Origin of the sequence: Acinetobacter sp. YH01020 (genome assembly GCF_013420275.1) — a bacterium.
GTDB lineage: Bacteria > Pseudomonadota > Gammaproteobacteria > Pseudomonadales > Moraxellaceae > Acinetobacter > Acinetobacter amyesii.
Window position 1 is genome coordinate 14,690 of sequence record NZ_VOYN01000006.1, and the last position, 22,433, is coordinate 37,122.

General features: G+C 42.3%; 29 protein-coding genes and 1 pseudogene. 6 read left to right on the forward strand and 24 right to left on the reverse strand.

Features of this window, described 5'->3' with window-relative positions; translation table 11 throughout:
- Nucleotides 1-13: 13 nt before the first annotated feature.
- From FTT85_RS03805 to FTT85_RS03915, 24 genes and pseudogenes are all read right to left on the reverse strand, one after another.
- A complete protein-coding gene (locus FTT85_RS03805) occupies nt 14-2,806 on the reverse strand; it encodes a transglycosylase SLT domain-containing protein (protein WP_180182916.1) in 2,793 nt (930 codons plus the stop codon).
- Nucleotides 2,806-4,878: a methyl-coenzyme M reductase gene (locus tag FTT85_RS03810; protein ID WP_180182917.1), complete on the reverse strand. Its 2,073-nt coding sequence runs from the start codon at nt 4,876-4,878 to the stop codon at nt 2,806-2,808. The genes FTT85_RS03805 and FTT85_RS03810 overlap by 1 nt, the downstream gene beginning before the upstream one ends.
- Complete coding sequence (locus FTT85_RS03815) at nt 4,878-5,369, reverse strand: hypothetical protein (protein WP_180182918.1); 492 nt, start codon at nt 5,367-5,369, stop codon at nt 4,878-4,880. The genes FTT85_RS03810 and FTT85_RS03815 overlap by 1 nt, the downstream gene beginning before the upstream one ends.
- On the reverse strand, nt 5,366-5,869 hold the full coding sequence (locus FTT85_RS03820) for a hypothetical protein (protein ID WP_180182919.1): 504 nt from the start codon (nt 5,867-5,869) through the stop codon (nt 5,366-5,368). The genes FTT85_RS03815 and FTT85_RS03820 overlap by 4 nt, the downstream gene beginning before the upstream one ends.
- A 2-nt stretch (nt 5,870-5,871) precedes the next feature.
- Nucleotides 5,872-6,321 carry a GNAT family N-acetyltransferase gene (locus FTT85_RS03825; RefSeq protein ID WP_180182920.1) on the reverse strand — a complete coding sequence of 150 codons (450 nt, stop codon included), beginning with the start codon at nt 6,319-6,321 and terminating at the stop codon, nt 5,872-5,874.
- A 2-nt stretch (nt 6,322-6,323) separates the two neighbouring features.
- A complete protein-coding gene (locus FTT85_RS03830) occupies nt 6,324-8,393 on the reverse strand; it encodes a carbohydrate-binding protein (protein ID WP_180182921.1) in 2,070 nt (689 codons plus the stop codon).
- Nucleotides 8,393-8,956 (reverse strand): hypothetical protein, encoded by a 564-nt coding sequence (locus FTT85_RS03835; protein ID WP_180182922.1) that lies wholly within the window; start codon nt 8,954-8,956, stop codon nt 8,393-8,395. Before FTT85_RS03835 ends, FTT85_RS03830 begins: the two co-directional genes overlap by 1 nt.
- A gap of 65 nt (nt 8,957-9,021) precedes the next feature.
- Nucleotides 9,022-9,237: a hypothetical protein gene (locus FTT85_RS18930; protein ID WP_373886877.1), complete on the reverse strand. Its 216-nt coding sequence runs from the start codon at nt 9,235-9,237 to the stop codon at nt 9,022-9,024.
- A 15-nt stretch (nt 9,238-9,252) separates the two neighbouring features.
- A pseudogene (locus tag FTT85_RS03840) lies at nt 9,253-9,426 on the reverse strand (DUF2829 domain-containing protein); the annotation flags it as partial.
- Nucleotides 9,427-9,569: 143 nt separating this feature from the next.
- Nucleotides 9,570-10,469: a phage capsid protein gene (locus tag FTT85_RS03845; protein ID WP_180182966.1), complete on the reverse strand. Its 900-nt coding sequence runs from the start codon at nt 10,467-10,469 to the stop codon at nt 9,570-9,572.
- Nucleotides 10,470-10,485: 16 nt separating this feature from the next.
- Nucleotides 10,486-11,142 carry a hypothetical protein gene (locus tag FTT85_RS03850; protein ID WP_180182923.1) on the reverse strand — a complete coding sequence of 219 codons (657 nt, stop codon included), beginning with the start codon at nt 11,140-11,142 and terminating at the stop codon, nt 10,486-10,488.
- A complete protein-coding gene (locus FTT85_RS03855; RefSeq protein ID WP_180182924.1) occupies nt 11,135-11,551 on the reverse strand; it encodes a hypothetical protein in 417 nt (138 codons plus the stop codon). Before FTT85_RS03855 ends, FTT85_RS03850 begins: the two co-directional genes overlap by 8 nt.
- The gene (locus FTT85_RS03860; RefSeq protein WP_180182925.1) at nt 11,548-13,191 is read right to left on the reverse strand and encodes a portal protein; all 1,644 of its coding nucleotides are present in this window, start codon (nt 13,189-13,191) and stop codon (nt 11,548-11,550) included. The genes FTT85_RS03855 and FTT85_RS03860 overlap by 4 nt, the downstream gene beginning before the upstream one ends.
- Entirely contained in the window at nt 13,191-13,367 is a 177-nt protein-coding gene (locus FTT85_RS03865; RefSeq protein WP_180182926.1) for a hypothetical protein, read from the reverse strand. The genes FTT85_RS03860 and FTT85_RS03865 overlap by 1 nt, the downstream gene beginning before the upstream one ends.
- A 2-nt stretch (nt 13,368-13,369) precedes the next feature.
- Nucleotides 13,370-13,717, reverse strand: coding sequence for a hypothetical protein (locus FTT85_RS03870; protein ID WP_180182927.1), 348 nt, complete (start codon nt 13,715-13,717; stop codon nt 13,370-13,372).
- A gap of 119 nt (nt 13,718-13,836) precedes the next feature.
- Nucleotides 13,837-14,079, reverse strand: a complete 243-nt coding sequence (locus FTT85_RS03875; RefSeq protein ID WP_180182928.1) for a hypothetical protein — start codon at nt 14,077-14,079, stop codon at nt 13,837-13,839.
- Nucleotides 14,076-14,501 (reverse strand): hypothetical protein, encoded by a 426-nt coding sequence (locus FTT85_RS03880; RefSeq protein WP_180182929.1) that lies wholly within the window; start codon nt 14,499-14,501, stop codon nt 14,076-14,078. Before FTT85_RS03880 ends, FTT85_RS03875 begins: the two co-directional genes overlap by 4 nt.
- Nucleotides 14,502-14,503: 2 nt before the next feature.
- Complete coding sequence (locus FTT85_RS03885; RefSeq protein ID WP_180182930.1) at nt 14,504-15,016, reverse strand: RusA family crossover junction endodeoxyribonuclease; 513 nt, start codon at nt 15,014-15,016, stop codon at nt 14,504-14,506.
- Nucleotides 15,013-15,243, reverse strand: coding sequence for a hypothetical protein (locus FTT85_RS03890; RefSeq protein WP_180182931.1), 231 nt, complete (start codon nt 15,241-15,243; stop codon nt 15,013-15,015). The genes FTT85_RS03885 and FTT85_RS03890 overlap by 4 nt, the downstream gene beginning before the upstream one ends.
- On the reverse strand, nt 15,240-15,836 hold the full coding sequence (locus FTT85_RS03895; protein ID WP_180182932.1) for a restriction endonuclease: 597 nt from the start codon (nt 15,834-15,836) through the stop codon (nt 15,240-15,242). Before FTT85_RS03895 ends, FTT85_RS03890 begins: the two co-directional genes overlap by 4 nt.
- Complete coding sequence (locus tag FTT85_RS03900) at nt 15,833-16,729, reverse strand: hypothetical protein (protein WP_180182933.1); 897 nt, start codon at nt 16,727-16,729, stop codon at nt 15,833-15,835. Before FTT85_RS03900 ends, FTT85_RS03895 begins: the two co-directional genes overlap by 4 nt.
- Nucleotides 16,726-17,010 (reverse strand): hypothetical protein, encoded by a 285-nt coding sequence (locus FTT85_RS03905; RefSeq protein WP_180182934.1) that lies wholly within the window; start codon nt 17,008-17,010, stop codon nt 16,726-16,728. The genes FTT85_RS03900 and FTT85_RS03905 overlap by 4 nt, the downstream gene beginning before the upstream one ends.
- A 16-nt stretch (nt 17,011-17,026) precedes the next feature.
- Nucleotides 17,027-17,332 (reverse strand): hypothetical protein, encoded by a 306-nt coding sequence (locus FTT85_RS03910; RefSeq protein WP_180182935.1) that lies wholly within the window; start codon nt 17,330-17,332, stop codon nt 17,027-17,029.
- A 10-nt stretch (nt 17,333-17,342) separates the two neighbouring features.
- Entirely contained in the window at nt 17,343-17,564 is a 222-nt protein-coding gene (locus FTT85_RS03915) for a Cro/CI family transcriptional regulator (RefSeq protein ID WP_064096023.1), read from the reverse strand.
- 90 nt (nt 17,565-17,654) lie between these two features.
- On the opposite strand from FTT85_RS03915, the gene FTT85_RS03920 reads away from it, so the two are divergent.
- From FTT85_RS03920 to FTT85_RS03945, 6 genes are all read left to right on the forward strand, one after another.
- Nucleotides 17,655-18,335, forward strand: coding sequence for a LexA family transcriptional regulator (locus FTT85_RS03920; RefSeq protein WP_180182936.1), 681 nt, complete (start codon nt 17,655-17,657; stop codon nt 18,333-18,335).
- Nucleotides 18,336-18,347: 12 nt separating this feature from the next.
- Nucleotides 18,348-19,037, forward strand: coding sequence for a hypothetical protein (locus FTT85_RS03925; protein WP_180182937.1), 690 nt, complete (start codon nt 18,348-18,350; stop codon nt 19,035-19,037).
- 316 nt (nt 19,038-19,353) lie between these two features.
- On the forward strand, nt 19,354-19,572 hold the full coding sequence (locus FTT85_RS03930; protein ID WP_180023389.1) for a hypothetical protein: 219 nt from the start codon (nt 19,354-19,356) through the stop codon (nt 19,570-19,572).
- Between the two features lie 2 nt (nt 19,573-19,574).
- Entirely contained in the window at nt 19,575-19,850 is a 276-nt protein-coding gene (locus FTT85_RS03935) for a hypothetical protein (RefSeq protein ID WP_180182938.1), read from the forward strand.
- Nucleotides 19,851-19,860: 10 nt separating this feature from the next.
- Nucleotides 19,861-20,682, forward strand: a complete 822-nt coding sequence (locus FTT85_RS03940) for a PD-(D/E)XK nuclease family protein (protein WP_180182939.1) — start codon at nt 19,861-19,863, stop codon at nt 20,680-20,682.
- A gap of 31 nt (nt 20,683-20,713) precedes the next feature.
- Entirely contained in the window at nt 20,714-22,303 is a 1,590-nt protein-coding gene (locus FTT85_RS03945; RefSeq protein WP_180182940.1) for a recombinase RecT, read from the forward strand.
- Nucleotides 22,304-22,433: the final 130 nt, after the last annotated feature.

Consider the following 22,433-nt stretch of genomic DNA (forward strand, 5'->3'; position numbering starts at 1 on the left):
TTGTTGGGTAAACCTATTCCCCAAACTGTAAAGCACAACTAATCGCAGTCTGAGCCGCTAAAGTATCTTGCTGTGCCTGCTTCGCTTCTGCTTCCAGTTCATCCAAACGTTCACGTAAAGTCATTGTGATTTCTTCAGGATTTCCGTCAGGATCATAACGAGTCACACTGATATGCTGATCAGGGTTTTGCATAATGATATCGAGAGCTGCAGATTCTTCTGGACCATCACCGAATAATGAACCTTGTCGCGGATCTCCCATCCCCTCGATTCGATCAATCTCAGACTGAATATTTTCTGAAATGCCTTTAGCACTGCGTTTATTGGTATCAAACACGTTTAAAAACTGCTTTGCACCATCACTTAAACCGTCATCGATGAGCTGATTTTGATTTAAATAATCAGGTACGTTTTGACCATTGGCTTTCAAATCACTGAGCTTTTGTGCCGCCTGTGCCAAATCCTTAGACAATGTGTTTGCATGTCGACCACCTTGTTTGACCAATGCATCTAATTGAGCAAGTTGTGGAGCTGCACGAAGCAAGGCATTCAATACAGTCTTACTATCATCATCGATATTTTCATATAGTCTCGTTACAAGCCTAGAATCACCATACGCACTTTGCATAATTGCGGATTCAATGCGCTGTTTACCCGTTTGAGACAGGCGACCATCATCAGTTAGAACATTGGGTTTTTCTGATTCAGGTAGAGCATTCACAAAGCCGCGAACATAATCCATTGAACCATCAAGGTTAATCGATCCGTCGTTATTGATTTTAAGCATTGAGGCATCGGGCAAACGATCTATATCACTTACTGCTCGCTCAGATGCGCTGTATTGCGCCACATCCGCTTCATTGGCTAACTTGGTGAATTGCACACGGTCTGTGTCTGTTAAGCGTGTACGCACTAAGACAGGACGGTCAATACCTGAAATATCCCAACCCTTCTCCGCTGCATATTGGTCAAGGAAAGCACGGTAATCATCTGCTTTGCCTGATTCATAGGCTTTGGCAATTGCTAAGGTTCGACCGTTGCCCGACTCAACCACGTTATCCAAACCAATGATCGGCGCACCATCTGACAGCTTTGGAGATTCACCCAAAAACTGCGGCTTTAAATCGTTGGCCATATTTTCAATTTGTTGGCGACTGGCTTCACGTGTGCGGTCACGTGGTTGTAGATCCGCTGGATAAAGTGGGTTTACACCATAGGCTGTATCATTTGATGCAATTAGTTCACCAAGTGATTTAACCTCGAAAGCCATGTCATAGCTTGAGCCATCCAAGCCATAGGCAGTGGTAATATTATTACCAGTGTAATTTTTATATTTACCAGTATTGATAAATTCCCTTACACGATTCACATAATTAATGGTTTCTTGCGCCTTAGGTTTACCATTTTTCTGCATGGCTTTACCATTTGCAAAACCACCGTTGTAATGTGCCGCCAGTACTAAAGGATCTTTGGTTTTGTACTGCTCTGACATTTCCTTCACAAGATACAAAGCCATTTCTGTAGCGTGTTCTGGATTATTGATATCCCATTTCTTTTTATAGTTACGCTCAAGCCCTGCCTTGGTCTCTGGCATGATCTGCATAATGGACTGCGCACCTTTTGGTGATACCTGATTATTATGCGACTTCTCACCTGCACGACGAATTGAGAGTAAAAGCGGAACAGCCCACTCCATATCCATTTGCTGTGCTTTTGAATGCAATACAGAATCTAAACGTGGATCATCATAGCGAATGTTTTTGTATTCACTTGGATTGATCGTAACAGGCTTACGCTTTTCCTCACCTTCAACAGCATGTTGCACTCGTACAGGACGACCGGCACGAATATCACCAGTAGCACTATCCATATTTTTTAAATGATTATTGGCTTGAACTGCATTGGCTGGCTTCACAGGTGCGGCTGCATCATCAAACTCAAGCTCATTCAATACTAATGCAGCTTGCTTTTGCTCTGCTGTGACCTTGCTGTTATCAAGAAATGCACTTGCTCCACGTGCTGCACCAAAAAATAAAGTATTTAAAAGAATATCCGTTGTAACGGTCTCAGCATTGACCTCATATTTTTTGGCTTGTTTTTCATAGTCATTCGCTTCAAGTATCTGACCACTCACAAACTGCCCACCTTGTGATACACCACTGGCACTCAAGACAGATAAAAGCCCATCCTTAAGCACACCACCTGTTCCCTTAAAGCCATATGAAATCGGCAATACGGTAGCAACAGCAGCAACCGTACCATCCAAAGCAGCTACTTTAGTTGCTGTATCTTCGTCCACGCCCTTAGAGATCAAATCTTCGCGGCTATAGTTCATCTCTGAACCACCTGTTACAGCGGCTGCACCTAAAGGACCAGCAACCACACCGCCACCTAATGCACGTGTAGCAACGTCTGCAATGCCAAAAGTGATATTGGCGGCTGTACCTGAATTTGGTGCATCTTGTAGATCTTCAATTTGACTGACCAAAGCATCCCGACGATCTTTGTTTTTGGCTTCATGCACATCGGTAAATGATGGCTCTCGTACATCAAGTCCACCATCTAATCCACCGTTTTGTACATCATCAATTGCATATTGCAAATGGTCTGCAACACGCTCAAAGGGTTTCTTAGCAGTGTCATAAACTTTGATTGCACCAGCTGCGACACCACGCGGTACCGCCGTACCAATTCCATCAAATAGACCAGGTTCTTTTTTTGGAGCTTTACCAGTTAAACCCTTTGCATTCATGTCGTCAAATGACTGTTGCTCACCGTCATTTAATTCTGAAATCCAATTCGCCATTACTTAGTCACTCCGTTCATGTAGATCCGCCACTGCACGCCATTCACAACAAGTGGTTTACCACGTTCATTGATCAAGTCGTATTGGATATCACCTTTTTTAGTTCGCACTGTTGATTGACGTAAACGTAATGATTTAAGGTCTGATTCTGAAATACCTGTGCTTTTAGAAATGCCTGAATAGCCTGAATCTAAGCGATCTTCAAAAGAATCGTCAGACATACCGTATGGCTTAGATACTTTCCAATCTTGGACTTTGCCGTCTGCATAGTTTTTAAATGAGCCACGCTGAGAATAAACACCACCAGTAGCCATACTCAACGCAGTTTTAAGGATTTCCTTATTCGGCAAATCATCACTCTTTGCATGTTGATAACCACGTGCATCCATCGTGTCGACGTAAATAGCTTTGAATACATTAAACAGATTATTCGCAGTTGTTCCTGAAACGGTATTACCTACATACGCATTAAACTCTGCTTTTAGATCTGCTTCTTTAGGCATGATGAGCTGCTTGTTTTTTAGTAATTGTGTGCCGTTCACAATAGACGTAGCTAAATCACGGTTATCTGTAGACTTAAATCCATTTGATCGTGCTAAACCTGCAGCAATATAGTTTTGATCTCCACCACCCAACTGACCCAATGTTGCACCCCAAATGGTTGCCGCATTTGCATGGCCTTTACTCTGTGATTGGAGCTGAGCAATAAAATCTAATTTGCCTTGTACACTTAAACTATCAAACGCTTTTTTCGCTTCAGGTAAATCCTCCGCAGAAATAGGCCGTACTTTTACATTTGGATCTTTCAAAGCAAGCTGACTCGTACCATTTTGAACCGCCTTACTCACCCATGATGACGGATTTGATTTAAGCTCAGCACCGCTTAAGCTATGCACCTGTAAGCCAGTTTCACGCACAATTTGATTTGGATTGTTTTTCGCAGTTTCAAGTTTGTCTTTATACAGCCCCTCAAATACACCGAGCAGCTTTTCTTCTGTGACAGCATCAGCCGAAGCAGTATTTTTCATATTGGCTTTTTGCTGGTTAATACGCTTAAGCATTTCACTGGTTAGCAAGTTTGCAAACTTTTGAATGTTGACCGACTGCGCTTTATAAAATTGAAACTCCTGTTCGTATTCTGTGCCTTGTACTAATGATCCAATATTTGACTCATATTCTGAGTCTTGAGCACGACCAGTTAATACATTGGCTTTATATTCATTCAGGAATTTACCCGCTTCTGAATTGCGTTTATTGGTTTCTGCCTTAAGCTGGGTATTTAATGCGTCAATCCGACTTAAAACACGGTCTTTGTTTTGCTGGATTTGCTTTCCATCAAGATAACCGAACTTATTGGAATTTAAGTCTGTCTGTAGGGCTTGTAATGATTGAATATCTTTACCCTCTAACGCCACGGTGATTCGATCATCAATCTCTAATTGATCTCGCACACCCTCGTAGGAGTAAAGTCGAGACTGCTTATCAGCTTCTGATAAATTTAGTGTTGTTAGATTTGACTCCAGATAATCACGGCCCTTTACTCTGTCATAGCGTGTGGCAATCTCTCCATAACGATCAGCAAGAACCACGCCTTTTTGAGCATCTGCACGCAATTGCAAAGGCAAAAAACTAGAGGACTGTTGGTTAATATTTTCTGTCCAATAGGTTTTTAAATTTGATTGTGCATGTCCTGGTAATTCGGATTCTAATTCCTTGTAACGCACATCAGACCACGTTCTTAAAGACTGGTTGGCTACTTCTGCTGTTTTAGATCCATTCGATACATCGTTTTTCAACAATGTAATTTGCTCAGACATTTCAGTCGTTATTACATCATCAAGCTTTACTTTTGCTTCTTGAGCAGCAATCTGGTCATTTTGCAAAGCCAAAGCTTTTGCTGATGCTTCTGCCTGCCGCTGTTGTCTATCTTTGGTTTCTGCATACTGTCCAGCAACTTGCGACATATTCTGCAAAGCACCCGCAATCATCTTTCCTGTTTGATCTTCAGGTAAGTGAATACGCTCAACTTGAGGCATAGCATTACCAAAGTTACCCATTGGGATTCTAGCCATTACTTCCATCCTCCTGAGTTGTGACTTTGTTGAGATTGTTGTGTAAGTGCTGTATCAGTATTGGCTTTATCCTTTTTCCCAGCAAATTTACCCATGGCTGCAAAAGTATCAGCAACACCAACCGCTGCCGCGGTTTTAGCATTACTTTTAAATCGACTGGCTTCCGCTTTTAATCGTTGCGATGAGTTGTATCCTGTAATTTCAGCCATGTTTGCATCGTAATTGGCTGCCTGTTCAATCTCATCATTGATCACCAATGAAGTGCCTTCATTCACATCAAGACCATTTTCAGCAAGTGCAGCACGTGCCATAGACTGCGCTTTTTCTTTATCCTTGCGAATGCGCTCTGCTTCCAAACGTCCACGTGCTTTTTGAGCTTCTGCATCAGCTTCAGCCTGTTCACCAGCGGCCTTGTTGTTTTGATAGCTCGAATAACCTTGAATTGCTGTGCCCACAACTACGGCTGCTGCCGCTACATACGCCATGCTCATGCAATAAACTCCTTATCTTGAAAGCCGATACGTGCAAGATAGCTATCTATCTCTTCCTCAGGAACAGTCAGCTCATCTTCCAAAACATCGGGATCGGTTTCGTCTGTTGGGTGGATCGTCAGCCAAGAACTATCTTCGTGAAAATAACCAATGCGTTTTGTACCTGGTTGCGAAAGCATTACTTGCCCTGCATAAACAGTTTTAATGCCGTCCTCAGTGATGAGCGACACAGCGCCTTTAAGCAGAATATTGAAATGCTCTGTGCTGTGCATTTTGCTAATAACCAACGTGCCTGCTTTAGCATCCATTTGACGCATATAAACACCAGGACCAAAGTGGTGGACCACTGGTGGAGTTACCTCATCAATCTGATTTTCTTTAATTCCATCAATAATATGATTTTGAATTTTCTTAACGACTTCGATATATGATCGACGTTCAGCATTTCCTAAAATTTCAGTCAGTAAATTAATTTTTTCTGAATCAATAATTTCACTCATGCTTATAGCTCCATATCCAAAAGTGTGCCGTATTGCTTAAATCCAAAATGCTCGTACAGACGTACGCAACCACGTGTATTAATTCCTGTCGTGGTACCACACTGGATACGACTTGCGCCCATGTTTTTTGACCACGCAATGAAAGCATCTATCAGTAAGAATGATGCTTGTGTAGATCTATACTCAGGGGATACATAAAAGACTTGTTCGAATGCAATAACATCATCGTTGAACCAATCTTTTGTTGTTAAGCAAACGATACCGCCTGCAATCCTATTACCATCCTCAACAACAAAAATCACACCTTGATCATTCACCACACTTTCAAGATTTTGCTGTAATGCCTTGGCATCAAATTTTCGACTGGAATAGTTAGGGGCTTCGCTTATAAATTCTTGCCCCAATGCAACCAAGGCGGTCACATCGGGTATTTTTGCTACACGTAATTGCATTGTTATTTCTCATTGATAGACAACTGCATAGTGATAGCTTGCAAGTGGAACGGTAGCGGTTTGCTGTGTGTTATTACTAAAGGAATTCTATGAAGATCTTCCCATGATCCGCCTTCCTCTAAGTGATAGCCAGTTTTAGGTTTCCTTGGTGCAAGCGGGTTATCGTCATAGGTGAAGATTTCAATCATTTCACCGTTTAGTTCTGGTGCAATCGTATTGTTAAAAAAGAATGCGGTGCGATCTACTTTTGCCTTATGCAGCATACTGGACAATGGCGCTTGATTTAACTCAGGTGGGAATAGCTCAACAGTACAGTGGATCGGTAGACCCACCTTAATACCTTTGCCATTTAGATCATCGCCAACATTCAATTTAGTACCATTACCTTCAAAGGCTACTTGATAGATAAAGTCATTATCTTGGTGATAAATTGCAACATCTTCGAGTAGAGTTGGCTTCTCAATACCTCCACTCTCCACTGTCACTGTGTGCTGAGAATCCACATAAGCAGCAAAAGAAACTTCTTCAAGACACGTAGCACCAGAACGATTTACTAGCATAAATGTTCTATCTGAACCCAAGTGTGTTGGAATAGAACACATGCTAATAACTTCACCACTAAAGTCATGCTGCGCCCATGCCAGTACTTCTTGATCACGGTTAAATGTGATTGTTGCCACCTTGCCATCACCCAGCACCAACCAAACTAGGCTTTCAGGCTCTTGCATGTAGGAGATTTCGTTCACACCACCGTGCTGCTCACCAATGTGAGAAGAAAGCGAACTAACTTCTGGAGATACCAGACCGTCAACTTCATATCGATACGTTAATGCTCGGACACGCTCACCGCCACGCTGAACAAATAACAATTCATTGCCGACACGTTCGGGTCTGGTGGCTGGGTATGCACCGTATGCGCTGTGCTCATTGATGTTTACTGTTGTCGGAGTTAATGCCCCATCTGAATCAATCATGTACTCACCGCCCGATGTTAAGCACACAACACCGCGCTGAGCTTCTAAAAATAGAATACTGTTTGATAGGCCTGACGCAGACACAATGCTGAATGCATCCCCATCTTCCGTGGTTTCTAGGAAGTTACCATTACCCCCAACCGCACTAAACCACACCTTATTCGGTGCTTTTTTTGTATTCGATAGAACTAAGCGTTGTTTGAAGAACGTGCAGCAGCGTGGGTAGCCATTTTCTACACTAAAAGCAGGCGGCAAGATCGACCAAGAACGTTCAATAGCAGTAATGTCTGCATCCAATTTCTTAAGAATTTCACCATTTACATGGTTTGCATTAATGAACTGGGTGATCTTAATAATCCCGCCATTCACTTCAATCAGATTACCAATATCAGCAACTGTAAATGTTGCCCCCGCACTTACAGACACCTCTGCCCAATACAGCTCACTTGTATTAGGTTGCTTATCGGTACTGTCTCGTAACGCTTGATAATACTTGCCGCTATAAGTAACCACATCACCAGATAGATAAGCTTGAGTGCTTAACCAGCTGTTGTAAGCATCAAGAGTAAAAGACACTAATGCACCAATATCCTTTCCTGATGGCTTTCCTTTACGAAATGGAGATCGAGCATTCTCAGAATCCGTCGGCAACTGAGTGTAAACAAATTGGTTTAACTGCCAGTTTTCAAAGCTTGTATCACATAAAAGACGGTGCACCGGCACTTCGCTGTGCGTGAGATACATTTCATAGCGATACTGTACAAACTGTATATCGTGTATTTGATTCTCACTATATGGCGACACAATACTTGCAAGCACTTCGAGTGTTTTTGGGTTAATAATCTCAACCAAGTTCGGCTTAAAAACTATTAAAAATGCATTATCTGAATTGACTACAAATGGAATGAGTCGCACTGCACCCAACTGATCCGACAAATACAGCGTACCCGGTCTTTTGCGTACGCCACCTTCGACAAGTGGAATCACATTCTTAAGCGTTTTAGCTCCATTGCTGTACTGCTGAATATCTGTGCGCGTATACAGTGTTGGTGCCAATTCCCCAGCACTAAAGTTATTTTTCGTGATGACCTGCTTCATTAGTAGCGTACCCCCATTAAGTTAGGATCATAATTAGCAGCAAAGTCTTGTGATGGTCGTTCCTGACCATTGATTGCACGCGCTTGTTTCAGCATGTTTTGCAGCTTTTGCCACGCGCTGTCAGCTTCGGCATTGCTGCCTGTGATGGGTTTTGCCAATTTATTTACGATGTATAGCGACATGCATTCAGAAAACAGTGAATCCCAAAGCTCCTCGTTATCTTCATCGCAGATATAAACCAAGTTGATCAGACTTGTATTCGCCAAAATATGGCGGCCTTCCATTTCATAATTTTGCCGCCCTGAGTCATACACACGTAAAAAATCCTTAGGCAATGGGAAGGCATGGCTATAACCAAAGGCTGGGTGTGTCGTAACTGGGGCAAGCTGTGCACGTTTCTTAGCAAATGACCATGGGTGCATACGTAATAAAGAACGACGACTTGAATCATAGATAGAAGCACAACGTCGTGCGTTCTCTGTATTGTCATCAAAGGATTGAATTGTCTTAGCACCGATCATGCTCAACGCTTCATTACAGATAGATACTCTTGTAGTTGTCATAAAAAAAAGCCCTCAAGTTTTGATTAGCTTGAGGGCTTTTAGAATGCGGTTTGTTGGGTGTTGGATTAACCACCTAAAGCACTTAAATATTCTTGATCATATTCGATTCGAGAACCTAAAATATTAGAGTACTGCTCCATAGCTTCCGCCTGAAGCTCCAAACTGTTTACTTGCTCATCGGTCAAAAGTGGCGCTTGATCTGTACCAAGCTTAGCTAAAAATGTATTTAAGGCGTTGAGCTTAGTATCAAGTTCATGCTTTTCAGATTGCATGCGTTCGATGTGGGTTTTGGGTGCAAGCTTATAGGTTCGTTCGAATACATCTGCTGGCGACCAAGAAATATAACCTGTATGACGTTCATCATTTGGTTTACCACCATCAACATATTCCACTAAATAACCCGGTTCGACTGGATCTTCATTTTCAGGAATTTCCCAACCTCGGTACTCGTTATACTCACCACGTGTCATAGCGACAGCTGAAAGTGATTTAGTACCAATATACGCCACCATTGATAAAGCTAATAATTTTTTTGACATTTTAATTTTTTCCCATTTAGATTTATTAAAAAAGACCTAACACCCCATGCCAAGATGTTAGGCCAAAGCCCTGCTTATGCTGCTGCGTAATCAATCGCAACGACTTTCAGTTCATTCGCACGACCAGCTGCCATTGAATGAACACCGCCAACCTGTTTGATACGTTTCTTATCTTCACGAATACCGATACCAAAGTCAGTGATAGCAGCATCACCGTAATGCACCGCAGATTTACAGTACATTGGTGCACGCTTAGAACCTTCGGTAGCACCGGCAATAACTTTTTCGTATGCAATCCATTCAACACCAAGCCACTTTATACCCACTGCACCGTCTTGAAGCATTTGAATCTTCATGTGGTCAGCATTGGTCAACGTGTTGTCGTTCAGGAATTCTTCCATCATGTCGGCTGTGTAGATCTGGAACAGCTCCTCGCCATTCTGCTCATCACATTCGTTTTTACGGAACAATGATTTAGCTTTAATGATTTGCTGCTTTAAGGTCATGCCTGTTGGTGCAATGATTTGCCCAATTGGAAGCACCACGTTTGATGTAGAAGAAGAACCATCATCCGCCACAGTTTTACGTGAAATCGAACCAACAAGCGCTTGATAGATAATGTCATCTACTTTGCGATTGTGGGCGTTATGCAAAAGCTGCATGTATTTATCATCAGGATGCGCTTTAAGTTTTGGCTCATCGCGCTTTTCAATCGGAATGAATAAATCGAAGTCATTCATCAAGACTGAGCGAACACCAGCATCGGGGATCGTCCACTCAGTGTCACCATAACGTGCACCTGATGGCTTCATTTCCACTTGGCCCATATCATTAATCGTGAATGATTCACCATTGATACGACCACGGTTTGTGACTGTTTTAAGCAAGCGCGAGATATTCTGTGCACATGCCAATTCATAATTGTCATGGAACTGTTGTACAAACGCCGCCGTAATTTTATTTTCATTTGCAATAGGCATGAATTACCCCTTATTTAAATTGCTTCTGGTAAAAGCCTTCTACTTGAGCAAAAACACGCTTGTGGTCTGGGTGATTCGAATTCAAGTAAGCTTCCGACTTCATTAATGATTGAACATCAAGAGCACCGCTTTGTTGGGTATTAGAAGGAGGTGCATCTTCCTGTAGCTGCTTGCCGAAGTACGCAGCCATTTTGAGAACTAGCGGATTATTACCAAACTCAGGACTATTCACTTCCTCTGCTGTCAAAATGCCGTGTTGAATTGCATTGTTTGCAGCTGCCTGAGCAAAACCAAAGTTAGCCGAAGTTTCACCACCCCACGCTTCAGTCATTGCTGTTACGCATGCTTCATTGTCTAAGTGCTGGGTCTGTTCCATCAATGCAGGAAGTAAGTCGTTGTACTCACCCAATAAGAAATTCAGAGCATCGTTATTCAGTCCGGCTTTATGTGCGCGATCTAAGAACTCTTGGTTTTCAGGAATTGCTTTAAAGTCTTCATAGTCGAAGCCTTCAACATTCACTTCATAATCATCAATCGATTCAGGTGCACCAGCTGGCGGTGTCATCGGTTCGGCTGGATTGTTATCTTGTGGTGCTGGATTTTGCTCGCCACCCAATAAGCTATTGTCTACTGGTGGTTCTGCTGGAGTATTTGTTAAATCAGTCATTTACTTCTTCCTTATAGTTTGGATCGTTTGCACGATTAATTTGTTTAAGAATGAATTGAATTACTTCGCTCTGGCCTGCCCTAAAGCATGACTCTCGATCTGCTTCATGGCCGCCACGAACGTATGTTGATTTGCAGAAAATAGACGTTAGATGCTCTAAAACACGCATTCCATTTGCATCGATATCAAATAAATTGCGGTAAGTTTCCGCTGTGACAGGACGGTAATAGCGCCGCTTAATCAATGTTCCTGTTTCAGCTTCTGATTGATCGGCCTGGTTAAGTTTGGCTTTTGCTGCCAGTTCATCACTGAGCTGCTGTGTCAGCATGTTGCGCTCATTCCAAACCGACCAAAGCAACACAGATACAATGAGCAGTAGAATTGCCAATACAGCGATAATTAAGATCATTGCATCACCTCAGTAGGCATTTGTTGCGCCATTTGATTGCCCATACCTTTAGCAATTGCATCACCGGCTTTATCCATCATTGCCGCCTGCTGTTGTGCCTGAGCTTGCTCTTCTTGTGCCTTTTGACGTGCTTGGCGTAGCTGTTGAACTTTGTCGGCTGTACGCATAATGGTTTGAGGCACACCGCGCCCTGTGCCTGTAAGCACAGCAACAGCATCAAAATCGACGTTATCGAGAATGGTTCGATCGACTTTAGCAATGCTTGAAAGACTCATGATGTATTGCTCAGTTGCGTAGACTTCTTCCATGCGCTGACTTCGTGCCAGTGGTGACACAAATTTGAATGAAAGATTGCGCCCCCAAAGTTCCTCAGGTGCTTGCCCCAAAACATCATCACGTAATGCCAGGCCAAAACAGCGGTCTAAGATTCCACGCAAATACTCAGTTTGTAGGCGGCCATACATAGGTCCTAACAACTGACGGATCATTTCAACACGGGTATTAATCTCTGTTGCTGTCATTTGAGTGGTGCCGATTGGTGGCAATTGATCAGCCATGAGCTTGCGACGAATACCGCCTTGTAGACTGGTCAGAAGGTAATCTGCGATTTGAAAGTTTGTTCCATCATCCAAGCGCTTCATCGAATCAACACTATTGGCCACAATCACTTTACGTGGACCAATACGAACCGTATGAGGATTTAAGACGCCATCATCTTGAGCAATCCACATACCACCTATCTGTAGATCTGCAGCACGCACGGTGTTTTTAACAAGTTCATTTGCTGTTTTGGCATCTGGTAAAGCCAAAGTCATTTGACCGTTGCCATAGACTGAACCGGGCAATTTGCGCAGGCGTGGCACTGAGCATGGGAATTCGTGATAACCCGACTCCTTCAGCATCTGCTTATTACTCACATCAATATGATATGAAGCAAAAGGCATTGCTTTATTGAGCTGCCCTGCACCAACTTGTTTGCGTGGTTGAATGACATGTAATAGCTTGAACTTGGTGTCTGGACTGGTTGTGGCTACAGTGACAACGGAATGATGACAATTGTCCTCACCGTAGGTATTCACCATGGTTTGGGCCGTCATCTCATGTTCACGGTAAATCGTATCAATCAAACCATCAGAACGAGTTGAGCCAATAAAACACGAACCAATAGGCCATGATTCAAAGACATAACCACCTTGCGCCACGCGATCAATATCAACGTACATCACACCCCAGCCTGCCGTAACAACATCTGTAAGCGTGTCAAAGTTCTCGCTATCAAAGTTTGAAGCGTGGATATTGCGCCACATGAATTGACACACATCTTCTAGCCAGCGCTCACCTTCTGTTAGCTCTGCAAGATCATCAACGCCATCAGGTTGAGCCTTAAACCAAATTGAATTGGCTGGCGTTACACCGTTCATAATCATAGAGACAAGGATCTGAACAGAATCAGCAGCGGTTGAATCGTACAAATCTGCACGTTCCATTTCGCGCTGACTCTTAACATCCGAGCCACTAAAGCTTTGTTGACGCTCAGGCGCACCGTACCGGTAGCATTCTGCCCAATGCGATTCAAACACAGCACGCGCAGTTTTAAGCTGACCTAAGCGCGCACAATACATACGAGCGTCATTATTCATTAGCCACCGCCTAAGGTTGTTTTGGTTTCGGCTTTAGAGCCAAGAAGACTGCGGTTATCTGAGTTTGCAGTACGGCGACCAGCACGCTTTGCATTTGCTTCCGCTGTCGCTTTTTCTGCTGCTTTTTGAGCATCCGCTTCCGGATCTTGTTGAACGACTTTTGGTTTGCTTCCCATGATTATTCCTCCTTCATCATCCAGCCTTTAGGGCCTAGAACGGACTTCATGCGTTTTGGTTGTTGCGCGGCACTAGATGTGCCAACTGATTTGCCTCGTAGTTTGGCTAATTCTTTTTTTACGATTGCCAACTGCTCTTTGGTTTCTTCTAGATCTGCAACCACAGCATCAAACTGTTCAACTGGAATGAATGCACCTTCTGGTACTTCTGCACCTTCTTCCGTTTTAGGCTCAGCATCTTTAGCGTCTGGTGTACCTAAAATTTCTTCCAGTGCTGCATCTGCCTGAGCTGCTGTAGTTGTTTCTTTTGGTGTTTCTACACCCGGTGTTTTTGTTTGACGGCCAGCCATAAAAAAAAGCCCTATCGTTGGTTGATATGGCTAATTTGCGGGGTAATGTGTTTGGGTTTGTTGGGTGATAGAAATACTTTTGATTTACTATATTTTTTACTTTTTGGATGATTATGGAATCAATCGATTTTGGCTGGTTGTTTACTTAAATCCTTTAACGCTTGCTCAATCTGTTTACCGATTTCAGCTCTCTGTACATACAAGTAGCCCCCATCTATGAAATAAAATTTAAATGGCCAACCCATTTCATCCCTATAACTAACAACTTGTTTGATTTTTCTTAAGTCTACAAGTCGATCTTGTTGATATTCACACCAACTTCCATCTACTTTAATTTTAAAATTTTTATCAAACTCACTCACTTCCCCAACTCCTTATCCAACTCAGCAATCACTTGATCACACAGCCCACCATCTTCAAAAATATCCATCTGGCCAATCTTGTACGTGTATGTCAGCCACTCACCTTCACGTGGATAAATATCGATACCTGTCTCAATCCTCCACAGATGAATGAATGCGTCGCCATTATCGTAGTTTGGAATCCCTCCACGCGCCCATTCTGAGACTGTAGATGCACCTGCCACTGGTAATACATCTGCAATCTTTTCATGTGTCCAACCGAGTTTGAGTAGATCCAAGATCATTCGATTGAAGTCTGGACGCTTATATCCACGACGTTGCACTATGAATTCTTTTACCTTCTTTTTGGTTCGATTGTTAACGAAACGCGCGCGCGCGCGAGGGAACTGTGTCAAAGCAATAGAATCAACCGTTTCAACCATTCTTACATCTCCCATACTTTAATTTTTATTAAGCCGCCTTTGATGACGTTTCCTCGTTTTACGAGCAGCTCATCAAACTGTTCGTCATCCTCACAAAATCCACATTTCACTAAGCTATCGATCGTCGCTTTTAAGTGGTTATCGATGTCACGCTTTTGGTGTGTTGGAAAATGAAAGATCACTTCCATCTTTAGCCGTGAAGTGAGTCTGAGCGCTGGTACAAGCGCAATAACAACAGCGTGAAAGCTTCGTGCTTTGTCGCTTAACTTCATGCCACGGCCTGTCCGCTCCCAGTAGTGATTTACGCTCGGTGGTGTTGCAGCAATTTCACAACTCAAAACCTGATTTTCAATGCATTGCGTAAAATGCGCTGAATTAACGTCTACAGCGTTTTTATTTGCCTTGTGTACCTTTGCTTGATTTTCCTCTTGAAGTCGCACACGCGAGAGATGAGCTTTGTTTCTGTGCGCTTTTAAATGAGCTTCAAGCTTTTGTTCGCTCCAACGTAGTGTCATGCTGCACCCCCTACTTGCTCCACAATCGTCTTAATGGCCTTAAGCGTTAATTCGTGGTCGTCACTCGGTACAACAAATAGACTTGCAATCATTTGAACTTTCTTTGCGTACTTTTGAGCATCTTTGCGATATTCATTACGCTCGCGATCTAATTTCTCATTGAAAGCAAGCAGCTCGGCATGTTCTTTTTGAAGTTGCTCAAAGCTCATCTCTAGGTAATCACTCACAACCCACCCCCTACACGCCCCAATCCTTTAATTTTTGCTGCCAGTTCAGGTGGGCAAGGAATACCGGTGCGTGGCTTATCCTCTGGTGTTTGAAGTGACTTAGGTGGAATCCACATGATTTGTGTTCGGTTCTGTTTTTTGGCTCTGATTAAGTAATCCGTGTAAATTTCGATAAACGCTTTGTGCGCTGCTCTTTGCCCTTCCACACTCAAGATCTGTTTGACTTCATCCAGCGTTCGCTTTGCCATAGTCGTAATTTGCTGAGTTTCATCTTTGACAAAATTCAACGCTTTCGCCCATGCCATTTCTGCTGTCCACCAGTCCCCGTCATGTACACACCAAGATCTAAACTCAGGAAGTGATGGGCACCATTTTTCCGTGTTCATGCGTTCCAGGCCACGGCGAAGATCATGTTCAGATAATCCATTCAGGATTGTGCATGCTGTGATCTGGAGTTGTGCCGGCTCAATCTCTCCGTATTTTCTATCGAATGCATCACCGTAGAGTGATTGCATACGCGCTAAGAGTTGATCTGCAATTTCAACTGGAAAATTGATTTCAAACGCTGAATGGTATTTTTGAATATTGCTCATGGATTAATTACCCCCTGACCAAAACGGTGTGCTTTTTTCGGTTGCTGCTTTTGCGCCTTCGGTTGATTTGATTTCTGCTGAGTTTTGTTTTGAGCGTTCTCAAAGTTCTTGAGCCAGTTCAACCAGGTCGTCATCCATTTTTGTGAAATTCGTTTTTCAGCCGTCATTGACCACTGGGCGAGATTTCTGAGTTCGCCGTTGATTTGTTCATCGGTGAGTTTTGGAAAACTGATTTTTGCTTGTGCAGTAAAATCTGACTGTGCTGGATATTTCTGAGTGAGTTCTCTCAGCGTGTAGGCTTGCTGATCATCAAGACGGTATTCAATGAATTGAAGCATCGGTCTGTTCTGCGGTGAAAACTGTTCCGGCGCTTTATTATTATTTTCTAAAGATTCTATAGGAGTATCTATTGTGTGTTCGGTTTCCGAACTAGTTACTGGTTCGGTAGTCGAACTAGTATGGTTCACTTTCCGAACTAGTTCGGTAGTCGAACTAGTCTTGCTAGTGAACTGATATTTTAGTGATATCTCATTTAAAACGTATTTTTTTACGCCCCTTGAACCAGTACCAGCAATTGAAACAACCTTGAGTTTTAATAGCTCATCTATGCCGTTCCTAACAGTTTCACGGCTTAATTTACGCGACCCTTTCAACTCCCCACCCTGTAGCTGTGAATAGCTCACAAAATCAGACTCTTTGTTGTGTCCATTAATGCGGTTTTCCAGCTCTGCATAGACGTTACGTGCAGCATCACTTAGAAACGGCCATACTTCTTTACGGTACAAGCGACTAGACATTACATAGCCTTGTACAAACTTATCGCTATACATGTTTCCAGCCTCTTGTTCAGGAGGTGAAGGCTTCTTAAATGGAATAACTTGTGCAGTATTCAAAATTCACCCCCTCTTTCGAAATAAGATTTAACTCGGCTCGTACCTTTTCGTTTTTCAGGGCGATATCTAGTGTCATAACAACACTTACATGCAGCCTCATAACCAATAGTTCTTTCGCCCTTCTTATTGGGCTTGTTGCGGTACGTAAACCAAAATTCACTATCAAGCGGCCAATATTCTTGGCACTCAATACAAAGTTTTTCTTTGCCTAACTCGGTTTCAATAAATTTAGGCAGTGTGTTTCCTTTGCTTGTTAATTCGTTGCGTGCTAAATTCAACATCGGTTTCCAACCTCGTTTATATTTCGGTATGAACGGCAGAAAGGCTCAGCTGGTCGCACAGTTGGGCCTTTTTTGTTGCCTGTTGTTTTGGTAGAGGTTCAGCCGTCAATTCAAAAATTGGCGTGTCCACGATATCTGTGGTCATACGCATGAGTGATGCGAGATGATTTATACGTTCCCGAACTTCAGAGATATTCGATATGCCAAGACTTCTAATGTGCTCAGATAATGTTTTGCTATCAGATTTAGCAATTGCTTCCAGATCCCGCTTTTCTTCATACGTGCATTTGAATGTGATGCTTTCAGTTAATTTTTCAGACATGCTTTCTACCTCACACAGCCTTATCGCGCAGCTCAATCCAAATATCTTGATAGGTGTCTGGAAAAAGTTCTTTTCTTGTCGAAAGACCACGATCTTCAGCAATAACAGCAAGTCGGATTTTTCTTTCAGTGGGGATTTTCTTCCATCCGCTCACTGATGGAACTCTGATCCCAAGTAATCGAGCAACGGCAGCTGGTCCACCAAGAGCTTCTATAAGCTGTGCATCATTCATGTTGTTCTCCTAAATAATCATCCAATTATTAGGCATTCCTTATTTTTATTCAATAGGAATACCTAATTTATTTCGTGTTAGGATTTCCTAATGAAAACACTTGCTGAACGTCTTAAATATGCCATGGAAGTTTTACCGCCTAAGAAAATTAAGGGGGTCGAACTTGCACGCGCCGTTGGGGTAAAGCCACCATCTGTTAGTGATTGGCTTTCTGGTAAATCGAAAAATATGGAAGGCCCGAACCTGATTCGAGCAGCCCAATTCCTAAAGGTAAATTCAAAATGGTTAGCTACTGGTATCGGTAAACCTACAGATGAAGAAACAAAAAGTGAGTTCAGTAACGTAAGTTTTAATACTTCACCAGTTATGGAAATTCCTGTTTTAGATTATGTTCAAGCTGGCTTGTTTGGGACTGTTGGATATGATGGAATCAATCCTAAAGATACAACCTATACGACTTATCAAAGTGCAAAACCTTCTGATGTATTTGGTTTGACGGTTGAAGGAATGAGTATGGCACCTGAATTTTTACCAGGTGATTCACTTGTAATTGATGCATCTTTAGCACCACAACCCGGTTCATTTGTTATTGCTCAGAATGGATCCTATGAAGCCACTTTCAAAAAGTACCGGGTAATTGGCTATGATGAATATGGACGTGAAGAATTTGAACTGGTTCCATTAAACCCAGACTATCCAACACTATCTTCAAGAGATCATAAAATATCGATCATTGGTGTGATGGTTCGCCATGAGCGATGTTATAAATAATAAGAGAGTAAAATGAAAAGACTATGGAACTATGGGACTTCTACACCAATTCAAAGGATTGGTGTAATTGTTCTGGGGGTGGGATTGTTGTCACTTTTCTCATGGATGATTAAAGAGGATCTGAGCTTTGAGGATCTATTTAATAGCTACTACCTGCCAGGTAAAAGAGATTCCATGTTCTTTCATCTGTTCTTTTATTTTATTCCTCTAGGAATCTTAATGTCCTGGGGGTATCAGGTTTTAATAAAACTGAAAGAATGGATTTTTAATGATAAGCCCAAGGAGGTGGAACAAAAACGAGAGCCAAAACAGAAGCAGCCTTACGCACCACATCAGAAGAACTTACATTTCAAAAACAATCTTGCCGCCTTTCAATTCGCTACAAAAAACTATGCAGCGAACATGGAACCTGGAAAAATAAATCTTGGTCTCGTCCAGGATGTATTTCAAACTCAAGATGGCAATCAGCAATTTCTCATCCAGCTAGCCGATGTGGGTAAAACCACCCTAGTTAGTGGCTTTAATGATAAGCATGGCGATAAAGTTACTAAAGGAAATTTGGTTTATTGGGGGTTTGTTGAACCTGTTAATGACCTCAATGCTTTAAGAATCTCTGGAATTGGCCATGTTCTTGCCACACTATCCCCTGAATACGATCCAAACCAAGGAAAGTGGGAAATCAAGAATGATCTTACTAAATAATTCACCTAATGAAATGACCGCCATCTAGGCGGTTTTTTTACGCCTATCAAAAATAAACTAAAAAATATTAGGAATACCTATTTACTTATTTATTAGGATTGCCTAATATTTGTCTTGTACCTAATAAACCGAGAACGCCCATGAATCAATTTAAAACCTTAGCAACTGGCACCAATCACACAAGCCTAATTGTGTGTGATGGCGAAATTAAAGTTGTTCATTGTGGCGAAGTTATTGCGGTTATCACCAACTGGTAAAAACAAAAAAGCCCGCAGGGACTGGAAATCTAGCGGGCTTGCAATAAAGCGAGATAAGTATGAAAGAAACTGCATCACATAGCAACACGCCAGCTTTCACAAAGAACGAAAGCAATACAAAGCCTGTTCTATATCAACACCCTACTGCTGCCGAAATGCAGACTTCACGCTGGGAAATTATTTGGGCGAATGCCAAAGACTTTGCCATCTTCATCGCAACTGCATTTGTCATTTGGTTCGTTATCACACTGGCACTTGTTTATTTCTTTGGGGGTTGATCATGGACTTAAGAGATCAATTTGCAATCGCGGCATTACAAGGACTTTTAGCTAATCCTCAAAACTGGATGGTTGAAAGCGAAGTACTTGCATCAGCAGCTTACAAACATGCCGACGCAATGATTGCAGAGCGTGAAAAAGACGATGTTGAAACCAAAGATCAAATCAAGAAAATGCTGGTAAACGCAATTCAGAAAGCACATCCGGGAATGCAAACTTCGGTATTTTTACCTGGGCGTGATCTAATTTTTCAGTTGACTACTGGTATGGCTTTCTAGGAGCTGACATATGAATGCATTTGTTACACCTCGAAAAAATATCACTTCAATTCGAGCGTCGTCTTTAAGTGATTTGTTTGACTGCCCTGCGCGTTGGGAAGCTAAAAACCTTTTGAATAAACGTATTCCAACTAGTGCGCGTACACGACTTGGTACTGCAATTCATGAAGCAGTGACTCAATGGGATTACCAAAACCTTATTGGTGAAGAAATTTCAACTGAAGAATGTGAAGAAGTTCTGCATCACCAGATCTGGCAACCAAATGAAGAAGTTGATTGGACTGACCTAGATCAGAACAGCGCAGAATATATTGGCCAGTCATTGATGCATAAATACATCACTCAGATTGCACCAACTCAAAAATTTATCGGTGTAGAGGTTCGTTGTGAGTCTTTAATTCTTGCTGATCTAGGCATTGAACTTACTGGAACCATTGACCGTATTTATGAAAATGAAGAAGGTGAATTGGGTATCGGCGACATTAAGACCGGTAAAAGCTCGGTAGGTAGTGACGGTATTGTAAAAATCGCAGGCCACACCCCGCAAATGGGTATTTATACGGTCTTGGCATCTCATGCGCTACAAGAGCCAGTAACAGCACCTTCCCGAATTTATGGCCTCACCACGGCAAAAACAGATAAAGGTCAGCACGTGGGAATTGGCGAAATCGAATCACCTGCTCAAGTCTTACTTGGTACTGATGAAGAGCCAGGCCTCCTCCATTTCGCTGCCAAAGTCATAAAAAATGGCGTGTTCTTCGGCAACTCAAAATCAATGCTATGCAGTGAAAAATTCTGCCCTGCTTTCGCTACATGCAAATTTCGCAAGTAATTAATTTTTCAAAAATATAAGGAATAAATCTATGACATCTCAAGTAATGACAACTGAACAACTTCGCACTCAACGTAAACCTGACGACGTAGAGGCTAGCTTTAATACTTATCGTGGTTTCCAAGCTATGTCGCACATGGCTGAAAGCTTAGCGAATAGTACAATTATTCCTGAAGCTTTCCGCAATACCATCATGATTAAAGATCGTTATGACCAGCAAGCTAAAAAATGGCTCTTTCGTCCTGAGCATAATCCAAATGGGGTATCTAACTGCATCATCGCTTTGAATATGGCACAACGTTTGGGCGCAGATCCAATGATGATCATGCAAAATCTATATCTTGTAGATGGTCGTCCAAGCTGGTCAAGTCAATTCATTATTGCTGCGATAAATAGTAGTGGCCGTTATAGTCCTTTGCGTTTTGACATCTCTGGTGGTGATGAAGAAATTGAAATCCCTTACGCTGTGACTGATTGGGTCTACAACCAAGCAACCAAGAAAAAAGAGCCTGTAGAGGCTAATCAAGTTGCACGTGTTAAAAACTATAAATGTGTGGCATGGGTTGTTGAGAAGGCTACAGGTGAGCGCCTTGAGTCAACACCAATTACAATGGAAATGGCAGTGAAAGAAGGTTGGTATCAGAAGAACGGAAGCAAATGGCAGTCAATGCCAGAACAGATGCTTCGATATCGTGCTGCTTCATTCTTCGGTCGTATCTATGCTCCTGATCTTCTTATGGGCCTACGCAGTCAAGATGAAGAAGTTGAGTCAATGATTGACGTTACTCCCGAACCTGCACCACAAGAAGAACCAACTACACTTAACAACATTAAGCGAAATGTTGTTAAAGAAGTTTTAGGAAGTGAGCCAAATCAAACCTCAGATGATGTAGAAAAAAAGGCATCTTCTGCAAAAAAGCCTGAACCTGTAGCCGAGCAAGCACCACCAGTAGAGAAAGAAGCTAAAAAGCCGACTTCTGCTGAGCTGAAACGAGAATATGCAGCCAAGTTAAATAAAGCTGAAACTTATGCTGAATTAAATCAACTTCATGAACAGTTCATTATTAATAAAGAACTGACTGGCCCTCACCTTGCCTATTTGAAAGACACATACACTCAGGCTAAAGAAAAATTTAAGCCTAAAGAAGAACCAGCTAAGGATCTCATCGTTGGTGAGCTTAAAAGACTTCAAGAAGAGGCTGAGGCTATGGTTCAAAAAAATAAACAAGCCGAAGGCGCACCAGCTGTAAACGAGATCAAAAGCAATAGCATTGCCAGTGGCTTAAAAGTCTCAATTGAAAATGCTGAAAATTTGGATGCACTGGCCGTTGTTGCTCAGACCATTCGCGACAGCAAGCCAAGTTTGACAGTCGATCATATGGCAGAAGTTCTACAGACTTATGCAGCTCGTAAAAAGTTCATTGAGGATCAACAAGACATGTTCGCTGGTGTATCCGATGTGACTTGGACTGATAAGGCTATTGCGGATATTGAAGCCGCAAAGAATCAGGATGAGATCAATTTTATCTTCACTGATCCACAGTTTGAAGAACAGTCTGATCCGGATAAGCAACGCATTAACAATGCAGCCCAAAAACGTGAAGCAGAACTATTCGGCTGATTTGGATAAGGCCGCACTCGGTGCGGCCAGTTTGGTGATCTATGAGTAGCTTCAAAGTTAGATGTTGGTTTGCCGCAATGCTGTTTGGTTTGGTTTTTTGGATTTGTGTTGGACTTATTGTTTGGAGAGT